The following is an 11,642-nucleotide window of genomic DNA, read 5'->3' as shown; positions in this document are numbered from 1 at the left end:
TGGCATCGTCTGGTTCCGCCTGCCGCTGCCGGGCGACCGCCGCGCCTGGCCGCTGGCGACGCTGCAGGCGGTGGTGCACGGACGTCCGTTGCAGGCGGCCGTGCAGGTGCAGGCCAGCGGCACCGGCCCGATCTACGACCTGACGCTCGCGAACGATGGCACGACCGCGGCCACGCCGCCGCAGCGCGTGGTCCTGCGCGGCAGCGCCTGCGAAGCCGGCGACGCACTCGGCGATTACCGGCTGCAATGGCCGGCACCGTCGCCCCGCTTCGAACGCACTCGCGCATCCCACCCCCTGGCCGCCGGAGAACGCCGTGCGCTCGGCTGGGTCCGCTGCCGCCGCCTGCACACAGGTGCCATCGATGTCCTGCCGTGATCCCCGACCCGCGGCCACGCTTGCCGCCGCGCTGATGCTGCTCCTGCTGCCGCTGGGCGGCGCCCGCGCCTGCGGCCCGGAGTTCCCGTACCGCCTGCTCGACGACCGTGCCAGCGCGCTGGCGCAATTGCCCGAAGGCAGCTTCGCTCGCGAAGTGCAGCGCCTGGGCGCACCGATCGCCGGCCTCGGCCGCGCCGGCACCGCGACCCTGCCGCGCTACTGGGACGCCAGCGCGCAGTTCCCGCAGCAGCGCGACGACGTCGAACGCAGGCAAGTGGGCACCGCGCGGTTCGCCCGGATCGAACAACTGCGCGCGCTGGACGATGCGCAGCAGGCCGAACGCGACGGCGCCGACCTGCCACCGGAACTGCGCCTGTACACCGCCGGCGCGGTGGCGTTCGCGCAGGGCCGCTATCCGTCGGCCGCGGACTACTTTCGCCAGGTGCTGGCCCTGCCCGAGGCACAGCGCCGGGCGCGCAGCACGTGGGCCGCCTATTCGCTGGGACGCAGCCTGGCGCTGGCCGCCGACGGCGCGCTGGCTGGCGATGCCGTGGCGCAGCGGCAGGCGTACCGGCAGCAGGCGCGGCAGGCCTTCCAGCAGACCCGCACGTTGCGCCTGGCCGGATTCGACGATCCGCTGGAGCTGGGCATCGCCAGCCTCGGCGAGGAGGCGCGTCTGCTGCTCGCCAGCGGCGACTGGAACGGCGCGATCGGCCTGTACGCGGTGCAGGCGGCACAGGGGTCGGACACTGGCCTGAGTTCGCTCAAGCAGGTGGCCGCCGATCTCGCCCGCCGCAGCGATGCCGAACTGGCGCCGCTGTTGCAAGGGCAGGCGGTGCGGCGGCTGTTGATCGCCCGGCTGCTCAGCGACAGCCACGCCTTCGATGCCGACTCCGGCAGCGTTCTGTCCTCGGCGCGCTTCCTGAACCTGCTGCAGGACGCAGCGGGCGATCCGATGGAAGACGCCGATCGCCTGGCCGCGCTGGCCTATCGCCAGGGCGATTACCCCAGCACCGCGCGCCTGCTCGCACACGCCGGCGACAGCGGCCTGGCCTGGTGGCTGCGCGCCAAGATGGCACTGCGCGACGGCGACGCCGCGCGCGCCGCACAGGCCTACGCGCAGGCATCCCGGCGCTTCCCGCCGAACGAGGACTGGGGCACGCGCCGCAATGGCGACTGGAGCAACGAGACGGTCAAACCGCAGTGCCGCATCGAGGGCGAAGCGGCGATCCTGGCGCTGCAACGCGGCAGCTACGTGGAGGCGTTCGCACAGCTGTACCGCAGCGGCGACCTCTACTGGGAAGACGCCGCCGCGGTCGCCGAGCGCGTCCTCACCGTGCAGGAACTGCAGGACTACGTGGATCGCCACGTGCCCGCCACGCCGCCGGCCGCCGCGAACGCGGCGCCGGAGTATTGGGAACGGACGCCGGCCCTGAAACTGCGTGAACTGCTGGCGCGCCGGCTGATGCGCGACGGCCGCTACGACGATGCGCTGCCCTACTTCGCCCAGCCCGAATTGCGCGAGGCGGCGCGCCGTTATCGCGATGCGCGACGGCAAGGCACATCGGCCTGGACCGGCATCGGCCGCGCCGAGGGCAATTACCGGGCTGCCCTGATCGCGCGCCGCCAGGGCATGGAACTGCTGGGCTACGAACTTGGGCCGGACAACCGGGTCTACGCCGGCAACTATGCCGAAGCCACGGCGCATGCGCAGCTGCGCCCCGGCGGCCTGATCGCCGCGGCCGAAGCACAGCGCTGGAACGCCACCGCCGCGCAGCCTTACCGCCGCTACCACTACCGCTGGATCGCCGCCGCCCTGGCCGATCGCGCCGCCGACGACCTGCCCGCACGCAGCCAGGCCTACGCCGCCGCGCTGTGCCAGGCGACCGACTGGCTGATCACCCTCGACCCCGCGCAGGCGCGTCGGTCCTACCAGCGCTATGTCGCGCACGGCGCACTCAATCCGGTGCCTGGCAAGGCCTATGTGTTCGGCGTGGGCGCCTGCGAGACGCCGGATTTCGAGGGCGCGCGGCGGCGCCTGTGGATCGAGCGCGGCCAGGCCGTACGCCAGTTCGTGCACACGCAACGGCTCGCCCTGGGCGCGGCCGGCCTGGCGCTGCTGGCCGCGGCAGGCTGGCTGGTGCGCCGGCGCATGCAGCGCAAGGCGCGGACAGTCGCAGCGCAAACGCCGCAGGACTGAGCCTGCGGCGCGGGTCGGCCGCGCTCCGCGCACGAGCGCACTGCTTGCCACCACCGGCGAAATCGTCAGGCCTGCACTGCGCCGCTCCGACCAATTCCCAATCCCGACTCCCCAATCCCGAAGGTAGGGATCGCCGCCCCCGCTCGTCTCTTCAACAGGACTTTCCTGTTTACCGCTGGAATCGCGTCGACGCACGCGGCGCCGGCCGCTCTGCCGTCCTGGACGACCGTTCTCCCGATGCAGCACCGCAGCACGCGCGACAAGGACGTCACCGCTCGCGGCATGCGCCGCGTGGCGTTCACGTGCCTGCGTCAGTCGCGCAGACACGCGGCCTTGAGACTGCGCTCAGTTCCAGCAATACCAGGCCAGGCAGACGATCACCATAGCCGCCAGGCAGCACAGGCGCACGCTGCGGCTGCGGCTCAGCAGCGCGGCCAGGACGCACAGGCCGACCAACCGCCCGTTGCCGCTGTCCTGGAAGTTGGCCGAGGACAACTGCGGATCGGTACCGTCCACCCATGCGTACGGGCTACCGGACACGACATACAGCAGCATGCCCAACGCGTAGCCGCCCCAGGACAGCACCTGCGCGGCGATCGCCACGGCCTTGCGCGCGCCTGCCATCGCGCGGCCTCACTCGCACACGAACAGGGTGCCGGCGGCCGGCCCGGTGCCGCTGGCACGCAGCGGCCTCGCCTCGCAACGCGCGACGTCGCCGACACGCCGCGAGACCTGCACCCTGCCGTCAGGCCCGTATCCGCACACCAGATAGAGGCCATGCGGATCGGGCGCATCGAAGCGCCAGACCGACACGCCCGCATCGCCGGGGCGGCGCGCGTCCTCGTTGCTCGGCACCAGCGCAGCCATCTCGCGCGGCGGCCCGGAATAGACATTGCTGGAGAACAGCCGCATCGGCGGCGCGGCGGCGAGATCGACGCGGACATCGGCTGGCACGTCGGGACTCTGCAGCTGTGCCTCGGCGATGCGCAGGCGTTCGGGGCACTGCAGCATCTCCCTGGCCGCGGCGGGCGCAGCGGACACGGCGATGAGCAGCGGCAGCGCGCAGCGCGCCGTGGCAGACATTCCCTTCGACACCATCACACGCTCCCTGTCGACTGCAGGATCGAGACCGGCAAAGACCTCGGCCTTCGCCTCGCACGCCCGGCGGCACAGCCGACCACTGCTGCAGGCCACATCGCCAGGCCGCGCATACGGTGCCTCCGACATCGCCAAAGGTCAACGCGACGACACGACGCGCAGCCGACGTCATCGCGCGCGCTGGCGCCATTCTCTGCGTCCCCCCCCCGCCTCATCACCCGCAAATGCCGGTCGGCATGACCGCCAACTACGCCTACTACCTGGACGAGGTGAAGGGCAGCACCAGCTGGAACCCGTTCGAAGGCATCCGCTGGCAACCGATCCCGCCCACATCGTTTTGCATGCGCATCGGTCCGCCGCCGCAGCGAAGGAGTCGCCTGATGTCACCCACGTTAGCTGCACACCGACCGTGGAAGTGACCGCCAGCAGCAACCCGCGCGAGCTGGGCAAGCCGCTGTCGGCGGTGTCGCGCCACGCCGCGGCACTGTGGGCCGACTACCGCTTCGACAGCGGCATCCGGCTCGGCCTGGGCGCGCGCTATACCGGCGCCAACCGTGGCGACCTGGACGCCGCACGCGCCGAAGTGCCGGCGTTCACCCTGTTCGACGCGCTGCTCGGCTACGACCGCGACCGCTGGAGCCTGGCCTTGAACGTGCACAATCTCGCCGACAAGACCTACCTCAGCAACTGCGACGCCTACGACAACTGTTACTACGGCGAGCAGCGACGCGTCATGGCCACGGCCACGTATCGCTGGTGAGGCAGCGCGGGCGCGATGGCAGCCTGTGCCATCGCGCCCGCGTCTGCTGCAGGTCGATGCGCAGGCTGCGCCTCGGGTGCCGCTGGCGGCATTGCATGCCAGGCAGACAGGTCTGCCACCGGCAACCGGCGACTGCGGGCGCGACGCAGCCCCTCAATCGCCCGGTTGCGTCGCCCTGAAACCCGCATGCCCGCAGGCCGCGTCGTAGGCGTAGTCGCCCGCGGCGAGCAGGTGACGGCCGCTGTTGATGTGCGCAGGTGGCGTCTTCAGCGGACCGCGCCACTGCACGCTGTCCGGGGTCGCCGCCTTGCCATCGCCGACCGCAAAGCTGTAACCGAACACCGATTGCCCCTTCGCGTCGACGACGTCGAGCCGCAGCTGGGTGGCATCCGGCACCACGCGCGTGGGATGGCCCGCCATCTCCACGGTCTGTTGCAGGCTGGTGGGCGTGGCGGGCGGCACCACCGGGTTGAGCATCATGTAGGACACGCCGGTATCGGGCAGCAACTTGCCGCAGACGCGGTAGTCGCTGCCGCTGCCGGGAAAGCTGGCGCAGGCACTGGGCGCTTGCCAGTCGCCCGGCGCGTCGGCGGTGGCGGCGCCGCGCTGCAGTGGCACCAGTGCGAACCCCTTCAGCGCCGGCTGGCTGACGCCCAGGGTGATGCCCTTGGCACTGACGATGTAACCGGGGCTCATGCGCTGCGCGCGCATCTGCGCCAGGTTGAGGAACGGATTGCGCGCGGCGTCGACGACGCGGTCATAGCCCACGCCCATCATGCCGAAGGTCGGCGAGATGGTGCTGCAGTTGCGCAGCACCTGGGTGCTGCTGCTCAACGCGGGGCTGCCATCGTAGCCGGCGCAGGTGGCCGGCACCTGTGCCAGCGGCTTGGGTTGCCGGGCCACGCTGGCGACATCGCAGGTGCACTGCGCGGCCAGCACGGTGATGCGATCCACGCGCGCCGCAGCGCTCTTGCCGTCGGCGGAAACGCCGAGCCGCATCGGCACGTCCACGTACTTGCCGGGATGGTACTTGCTGTCGCTCGAGTAGAAGATGTGTCCAGGCGTGTTGGACGCGTCCCAGGCGCTGCGCAGCGCGTCGCTCAGCGGCACCACCACGCCGGTGGAGCCGGTATCCACCTCCAGCACCTGACTGCCGCTGCTGCGGCCATCGGCATCGCTGCCGAGCTGCACGCGCACCTGATAGGCGAATTTCGGCGTGGCCTTGGAGACCAGCGGCAGGTTCACGGTCTGCGTCTGCAGCGCGCAGGTCTGCGCGGCGGCGGTGGCGCTCGCGGCCAGGCAAAGCACGGTGCCGCTCCAGCGTGTCCATCGGTTCATGGCGATGTCTCGGTTGGGTGTGGCGTCATGCTAGAGCGCGGCAGCACGGCGATCGTGCGCGAATCGGCGCGAGGCGGCGCTTGTCTACTGCCACCGGCATGGCGCTGTGGTCGGCATTCCAGTCGCGGCGCGGCGCGACGTGCGCATGCAAGGCCCTGCATCCAGCGGCTCGGCAATGCCTGCGCCCCGCGCAGTGCAGGGTTGCCAAGCCGTGGTGCTTGGTACACAATGCAGTCCGTTGCGCGCCGGGCTGATTCAAAAACATCTTTTGAATCAACGCGTTGGACGAGAGCCGCAAGGCAGCGTCCGATTCCCGCGCCAGGGCCCCGGCAGCGGGGCTTTGTTTTTGTCGGGCGCCCAGGGCGTTGCGGCAAGACGTCAGTCCACCGGCCTGGTGGCAGAGTGGTTATGCAGCGGACTGCAAATCCGCGTACGCCGGTTCAATTCCGACCCAGGCCTCCATCTTGTTTCGACGCCACGGGCCGCTTGCTGCGGCCCGTTTGCGTTGGTGGCTTGCGGTGCGATCGCCTGCCCCACGCAGGCGCCGCGATCGCGCTGCACCTGCCCGCCTTCACTTCGCGTACGCAGTACCGCCGACGCCGCATTTAGACCGGCCTGCATAGGGTCGATGTTCCGCCCGACCTGCCGATCGCGATGACCCCACCCGCCGCGCATGCCGAGCCCGCGCCTACCCGGCGGCGCGTGCTGTTCCGTCTGCTGGGGTCCGGCGTGGTCACCGGCGCCGCCGACGACGATCCGTCCGCCATCGGCACCTACGCCAGCGCCGGCGCGCGCTACGGCTTCGCGTTCCTGTGGATCGCGCCGGTGCTGTTGCCGATGATGTACCTGGTGGTCTACCTGTCGGCGAAGCTGGGGCGGGTGACCGGCAAGGGGCTGTTCGCGATCATCCGCGACCGCTATCCGCGCTGGGTGCTGTACCCGGCCGTCGGGTTCGCCTTCGCCGGCAACGTGATCGAAGCGGCGGCCAATCTCGGCGGCATCGGCGCGGCGCTGAACCTGCTGATCCCGCTGCCGGTGCCGGCGATCGTGGTCGCAGCGGCGCTGGCGATCTTCCTGCTGCAATTCTTCGGGTCCTACCGCCTGCTGAAACGGATCTTCCGCTGGCTGGCGCTGGCGCTGTTCGCCTACGTGGCCGCCGCGCTGCTGGCGCGCCCCGACCTGCGCCAGGTGTTGCGCGGCACCTTCGTGCCGTACGCCGAGTTCAGCCGGGAGTATCTGTCGATGATCGTCGCCTGCATCGGCACCTCGTTGTCGGCCTATATCTTCACCTGGCAGTCCAACCAGGAAGTGGAAGAACAGATCGCCGCCGGACGGCGCAGCGTGGCCGCGCGCCAGGGCGCCAGCGCCGGCGAACTGCGCCGCACCCGTCGTGACGTCCTGGTGGGCATGCTGTTCTCCAACATCATCCTGTACTTCATCCTGCTCTCCACCGCCGCCACCCTGCACCGCTCCGGCCAGACCGAGATCGCCACGGCGGCACAGGCCGCGGCCGCGCTGGAGCCGTTGGCCGGGCCCGCGGCCAAGTGGCTGTTCGCGCTGGGCGTGGTCGGGGTGGGCTTCCTGGCGGTCCCGGTGATGACCACCGGCGCTGCCTACGACCTGGTGCAGGGCATCGGCCACAAGGGCAGCCTGCACGCACAGCCGCGCGAGGCGAAGCTGTTCTACGCGACCATCGCGCTGGTCACGGCGATCGCGGTGGGGCTGAACTTCCTCGGCGTCAACCCGATGAAAGCGCTGGTGCTGTCTGGCATCGTGCAAGGCATGACGGTCCCGCCGTTGCTGTTGCTGATGATGCGGATGAGCAACGACCGCACGCTGATGCGCGGCCGCGTCAACAGCCGCCTCACCAACGCGCTCGGCTGGATCACCGTGACGGTGACCTTCGCCGCCGGCGCCTGCCTGCTGGTCACGCTGCTGCGGTAGGCGCGCAAAAGCTGCGCGACTGAAAAACTTTCGCTGGCGCGCGCCGCTGGCTGCGCGGCGCAGGGCGCAACGACGCACTGGGAGGGAAGAAGAAGATGCTGGCACGCGTCCTGCGTTCCCAAGGCATCCGCTTTCGGCCGCACCGCGATGATCCTCAGCTTTCTGCAATCCCGCCTGCCCGCCTGGCCGGTGCAGGATCCCGTCACCGCCGGACGTACCAGCGAGATCGCTGCCGGCCAGCAAGCGCAGATCCTGGTGCTGTGGGGCGGCGAAGTGCGCAACGAGCGCGCCCTGTTCGGGCGCCGCGATGCGCCGCAGGATCCGCTGATCACCAGCGAACGTCGCGAACGCGCCTGGCAGGGCGCGCAGACCGCGGTGTGGGAAACGCAGCGCTGCCTGGTGCCGATCGCCGGCTTCCGCAGCGCCGACGCCGCGCGTGGCGGCCCCTGGATCTGCGAAGACCCGGGTCCGCTGTTCGCCGCCGGGTTGCGCAGCAGCATGCAGACCCAGGAGGGCTTTCATCTCTCCTGCTTCTCACTGCTCACCGAGGCACCTGCAGTGCCCGCACTGCCGGACGAAGTGCCGGTCCTGATCGGCGCCGACGACGTCATCGAATGGCTGTACCTGGATGGGCAGGACGCATTGTGGCGACTGGATGTCGCGCAGCAGCGGCGCTTCGTCAGCGTCGATGCCCTGCTGCGCGGTCCGTTGCCACCCGAGCGCATGCATTGAGCGCAGCCGCGCGCGGTCGGGAATGTGCCGGATGCCGCAGGCAGGATGCGGCGTCGCGCACAGGCGGTGCTGCAGAGCTGCTCCATGGACGCGCGCGTTGCACACATTGCTGAAGCGACCCGAATCCGCTTCAGCATGATGAGGGCTCGAATCAGGACGTTTTCGCCTTGCGCTCACACATGCGGAGGACGATGGAATGACCTGATTCGCGGAGTACAACCCGCATGACCAAACCCCTGCTTGCGATCGTGGATGGCAACAGTTCGTTGTCGGACCATGTGTCCACCTTCTCTCAGCGCCGCGGCCTGGCGCTGACCCGCCTGCCCTCGCTCGAACACGCGCGGCACTGGCTGCAGCAACAACGCGCCGACCTGCTGCTGCTCGACGGCGACGCCGAGCGCGGCGCGGCGATGGACCTGATCAACGGCCTGGCCGGCCGCTCGGACGCGCGCGTGGTGCTGCTGGCCACCGAGGCGCAGATGCCGAAATGGCGCGGGCTGGCCGGCGACAGCGTGGAGCTGCTGCAGCGGCCGCTGCCGTGGACGCAGTTCGACGGTCTGCTCGATCAGATCCTGTGCCGCCTGCCGCCGCGGCGCGGGATGGCACGCTTCGGCCTGGTCGGCGAATGCGCGGCGATCGCGCGCGTGCAGCGCGACATCGCCCGCGTCGCGCCGTTGGACATCTCGGTGTTGGTCGCCGGCGAAACCGGCACCGGCAAGGAACTGCTGGCCAAGGCCATCCACGAGGCCAGCGGCCGCAGCGGGCGCCTGGTCGCGGTGAACTGCGGCGCGATTCCGCCGGAACTGCTCGCCAGCCAGCTGTTCGGCCACGAGCGCGGCAGCTTCACCGGCGCCAACCAGCGCCACGCCGGCTATTTCGAACAGGCGCAGGGCGGCACGCTGTTCCTGGACGAGATCGGCGAGATGGCGCCGGAACTGCAGGTGTACCTGCTGCGTTGCCTGGAAACCGGCGCGATCACCCGCGTCGGCAGCGACGCGGAAGTCCGCCTCGACGTGCGCATCGTCGCCGCCACCCACCGCGACCTGCTGGGCGAGGCCAGCACCTTGCGCCGCGACCTGTATTACCGGCTGTCGCAGTACGTCATCGAGTTGCCGCCGCTGCGCGAGCGCGGCGACGACGTGCACCTGATCGCCGACACGCTGCTGGACACGCTCAATCGTCGCTATGGGACCAGCAAGCAGTTCGACACGTTCTCGCGGACCGTGCTGGGACGGCACCGTTGGCCGGGCAACGTGCGCGAACTCTCCAGCGCAGTGACGCGCGGCTATTACCGTGCCGACGGCGAGGTGGTGACCATCGAGCCGCTGCTGCACGGCGAGGTGCCCATGACGCAAGACGTGCCTTGCCACTGCGGCAACACCGGCGACGCGGTGACGTTCCGCGTGGGCACGCCGCTGAAGCAGATCGAACAGGAGATGCTGGTGCGCACCCTGCGCATCACCGGCGGCGACAAGTCCGCGGCGGCGCGCAGCCTGGGCATCAGCGTGCGTACCATCTACAACCTGATGTCGCGCGGCGACCGTGACGTCAACTGAGCGCGGCAGGGCGCGCCGTCGCGGCGCGCCCTGCCGGGCGATCTGCAGCCACGGCGGTCAGTGCGCGGCCGGGCGGATCAGTCCAGGCCGCAGGCCGCGCGCAGTTCCTCTTCGATCGGTGCGACCTGGCCGGGCGGCCGCTGCTGCGGCCGGCATAGGTAGGTTTCCTCGGCGATGCGCGCGTCCACCGCGAACCCCGCGCTGCGCAGCATGGCTTCCACGCCGGCATGGTTCGGTGCCCACCAGTTGGTGGGATCGTCGGCCAGGCGATGCTCGATGAAGGCCATCTTCGGCCAGCCGGGCTCGCACATGCGCCCGCGCTCTAGCATGCCGATGTCGCGCGGCGCCGGATAGACCTCCTCGCCGGGCATGGTCATGGTCTGCAACACCAGCATGCGGCGACACAGGCGACGCACGATGTCCAGGGCCAGCAGCGGATGCCGCAGGTGGTACAGCACGCCCATCATCCACACCAGGTCGTACTGCTCGGCTTCGCGCGCCAGCGCATACAGCTGCATCTGCCGGAAACGCACGTGGCGCTCCAGCCCGAACTGCGCCGCTGCCCATTGCGCCTGCCGCAGGTAGTGCGGATTCATGTCGATCGCCACCACCTCGGCGCCGCGCCTGGCCAGCTCGAAGCTGTAGAAGCCGGCGTTGCAGCCGATGTCCAGCACCCGCCAACCGCGAAGATCGGCCGGGACATGCGGCGCGATCTGCCGCCACTTGCAGGCCGGGAAATCGCCGTACGGATGCGTCGGCAGGGTCTGCCGGCCATCGGGCAGGTGCAGGTTGTGGAACCACGGCCCCAGCGCCTGCATCGGATCGACCGGGTCGAGGGACGGAACGGCGGATTGCATGGCGGTCTCCCGGGAAGGCGCCGAGCGCGGCTCAGCGGTTGACGAACTTGAAGAAGCGGCTCTGGCTGCCGTCGCTGGTCTTCTCCTGATACAGGAAGGCCAGCTCTTCTTCTTCGAACTTGTAGAAGAAGTCGTCCCAGCTGATTTCTTCCAGCGCCGCATCGTCGCGGAACAGGATGCGCAGCACGCCGGCATCCTCGTCGGCTTCGGTGCCGCGCACGCTGGCCGGACGGCCGCCGCGCGCCTCGGCCCAGCGGCGGATCTCGTCGTGATCGGTGGTGGTCTTGGCGTCATGCGAGGGCATGCGAGGATCTCCTGGCGGAGGTGGATGGCGCCGCGTCGGCGACGCGGTCGAGGGCATCGTGCAGGGCCTGCGCGCGATGCGCGGCGGTGTGTTCGGCGAGCACGCGGCGGCGCCCCGCCTCGCCGATCGCCATGCGCTGCGCTTCCGGCAGCTCGCGGAGCCAGCCCAGTACGTCGGCCGCACGCCGTGCGATCAGGATTTCCCTGCCAGGCGCGAACAGCGTTTCCAGGCCTTCCCAGGGATCGGAGATGATCGGCGTGGCGCAGGCCGCCGCTTCGAACAGGCGCACGCTGGGCGACCAGCCGGCCAGCACCATGTCGGCACGGGTCAGATTGAGGGTGAAGCGCTGCTGGTTGTAGAAGTCCATATGCTGCGCCGGCGGCAGGTGCGCGCAGCGCTGCACGTTGTCCGGCCAGACGATGTGCGGCGGATACAGCGGACCGGCGATCACGAAGCGGCCCTGCGGCCAGGCCAGCG

General features: G+C 70.3%; 12 protein-coding genes, 1 tRNA gene and 1 pseudogene. 8 read left to right on the top strand and 6 right to left on the bottom strand.

The window, feature by feature from the left end; genetic code table 11:
* A pseudogene (locus D180_RS09835) lies at window positions 1-376 on the top strand (DUF3142 domain-containing protein); the annotation flags it as partial.
* Between the two features lie 34 nt (window positions 377-410).
* Window positions 411-2,576 carry a hypothetical protein gene (locus tag D180_RS09830; protein ID WP_017912659.1) on the top strand — a complete coding sequence of 722 codons (2,166 nt, stop codon included), beginning with the start codon at window positions 411-413 and terminating at the stop codon, window positions 2,574-2,576.
* A gap of 345 nt (window positions 2,577-2,921) precedes the next feature.
* On the opposite strand, the gene D180_RS09825 is transcribed toward D180_RS09830, so the two are convergent.
* Both D180_RS09825 and D180_RS09820 read right to left on the bottom strand, forming a co-directional pair.
* Window positions 2,922-3,200: a hypothetical protein gene (locus tag D180_RS09825; RefSeq protein ID WP_017912658.1), complete on the bottom strand. Its 279-nt coding sequence runs from the start codon at window positions 3,198-3,200 to the stop codon at window positions 2,922-2,924.
* Window positions 3,201-3,209: 9 nt separating this feature from the next.
* Window positions 3,210-3,674, bottom strand: a complete 465-nt coding sequence (locus D180_RS09820; RefSeq protein WP_017912657.1) for an STY0301 family protein — start codon at window positions 3,672-3,674, stop codon at window positions 3,210-3,212.
* Between the two features lie 236 nt (window positions 3,675-3,910).
* Here D180_RS09820 and D180_RS23460 point away from each other — a divergent pair, with 236 nt between their 5' ends.
* Window positions 3,911-4,093: a hypothetical protein gene (locus D180_RS23460; RefSeq protein ID WP_192578921.1), complete on the top strand. Its 183-nt coding sequence runs from the start codon at window positions 3,911-3,913 to the stop codon at window positions 4,091-4,093.
* Entirely contained in the window at window positions 4,084-4,434 is a 351-nt protein-coding gene (locus D180_RS09815) for a TonB-dependent receptor (RefSeq protein ID WP_017912655.1), read from the top strand. The genes D180_RS23460 and D180_RS09815 overlap by 10 nt, the downstream gene beginning before the upstream one ends.
* A 153-nt stretch (window positions 4,435-4,587) precedes the next feature.
* Here the strand turns inward: D180_RS09815 and D180_RS09810 are convergent, their stop codons facing one another.
* Window positions 4,588-5,772, bottom strand: a complete 1,185-nt coding sequence (locus D180_RS09810) for a hypothetical protein (RefSeq protein WP_017912654.1) — start codon at window positions 5,770-5,772, stop codon at window positions 4,588-4,590.
* A 388-nt stretch (window positions 5,773-6,160) separates the two neighbouring features.
* On the opposite strand from D180_RS09810, the gene D180_RS09805 reads away from it, so the two are divergent.
* From D180_RS09805 to D180_RS09790, 4 genes are all read left to right on the top strand, one after another.
* A tRNA-Cys gene (locus D180_RS09805) sits at window positions 6,161-6,234 on the top strand.
* Between the two features lie 192 nt (window positions 6,235-6,426).
* Complete coding sequence (locus D180_RS09800) at window positions 6,427-7,716, top strand: divalent metal cation transporter (protein WP_051064800.1); 1,290 nt, start codon at window positions 6,427-6,429, stop codon at window positions 7,714-7,716.
* A 147-nt stretch (window positions 7,717-7,863) separates the two neighbouring features.
* Window positions 7,864-8,448 carry an SOS response-associated peptidase family protein gene (locus D180_RS09795; RefSeq protein ID WP_051064799.1) on the top strand — a complete coding sequence of 195 codons (585 nt, stop codon included), beginning with the start codon at window positions 7,864-7,866 and terminating at the stop codon, window positions 8,446-8,448.
* A gap of 224 nt (window positions 8,449-8,672) precedes the next feature.
* The gene (locus tag D180_RS09790; RefSeq protein ID WP_017912652.1) at window positions 8,673-10,004 is read left to right on the top strand and encodes a sigma-54 dependent transcriptional regulator; all 1,332 of its coding nucleotides are present in this window, start codon (window positions 8,673-8,675) and stop codon (window positions 10,002-10,004) included.
* Between the two features lie 77 nt (window positions 10,005-10,081).
* Here the strand turns inward: D180_RS09790 and D180_RS09785 are convergent, their stop codons facing one another.
* From D180_RS09785 to D180_RS09775, 3 genes are all read right to left on the bottom strand, one after another.
* Window positions 10,082-10,861, bottom strand: a complete 780-nt coding sequence (locus D180_RS09785; RefSeq protein WP_017912651.1) for a TIGR04290 family methyltransferase — start codon at window positions 10,859-10,861, stop codon at window positions 10,082-10,084.
* Window positions 10,862-10,892: 31 nt separating this feature from the next.
* Window positions 10,893-11,165, bottom strand: a complete 273-nt coding sequence (locus tag D180_RS09780) for a hypothetical protein (RefSeq protein WP_017912650.1) — start codon at window positions 11,163-11,165, stop codon at window positions 10,893-10,895.
* The coding region (locus D180_RS09775; RefSeq protein WP_017912649.1) for a glycosyltransferase at window positions 11,152-11,642 on the bottom strand (491 nt) is incomplete at its 5' end. The genes D180_RS09775 and D180_RS09780, both read right to left, overlap by 14 nt.

The sequence above is a fragment of the Xanthomonas sp. SHU 166 genome, assembly GCF_000364685.1.
Classification (GTDB): Bacteria; Pseudomonadota; Gammaproteobacteria; order Xanthomonadales; family Xanthomonadaceae; genus Xanthomonas_A; species Xanthomonas_A sontii.
The sequence above is the reverse complement of the archived record's forward strand: the minus strand, read 5'-3'. Positions and strand labels throughout refer to the sequence as shown.

Bases quoted from the DNA above. Each gene is read 5' to 3' on its own strand.
- D180_RS09830 (WP_017912659.1), top strand. From the start codon at position 411: ATGCTGCTCCTGCTGCCGCTGGGCGGCGCCCGCGCCTGCGGCCCGGAG.
- D180_RS09825 (WP_017912658.1), bottom strand. From the start codon at position 3,200: ATGGCAGGCGCGCGCAAGGCCGTGGCGATCGCCGCGCAGGTGCTGTCC.
- D180_RS09820 (WP_017912657.1), bottom strand. From the start codon at position 3,674: ATGGTGTCGAAGGGAATGTCTGCCACGGCGCGCTGCGCGCTGCCGCTG.
- D180_RS23460 (WP_192578921.1), top strand. From the start codon at position 3,911: ATGACCGCCAACTACGCCTACTACCTGGACGAGGTGAAGGGCAGCACC.
- D180_RS09810 (WP_017912654.1), bottom strand. From the start codon at position 5,772: ATGAACCGATGGACACGCTGGAGCGGCACCGTGCTTTGCCTGGCCGCG.
- D180_RS09800 (WP_051064800.1), top strand. From the start codon at position 6,427: ATGACCCCACCCGCCGCGCATGCCGAGCCCGCGCCTACCCGGCGGCGC.
- D180_RS09795 (WP_051064799.1), top strand. From the start codon at position 7,864: ATGATCCTCAGCTTTCTGCAATCCCGCCTGCCCGCCTGGCCGGTGCAG.
- D180_RS09790 (WP_017912652.1), top strand. From the start codon at position 8,673: ATGACCAAACCCCTGCTTGCGATCGTGGATGGCAACAGTTCGTTGTCG.
- D180_RS09785 (WP_017912651.1), bottom strand. From the start codon at position 10,861: ATGCAATCCGCCGTTCCGTCCCTCGACCCGGTCGATCCGATGCAGGCG.
- D180_RS09780 (WP_017912650.1), bottom strand. From the start codon at position 11,165: ATGCCCTCGCATGACGCCAAGACCACCACCGATCACGACGAGATCCGC.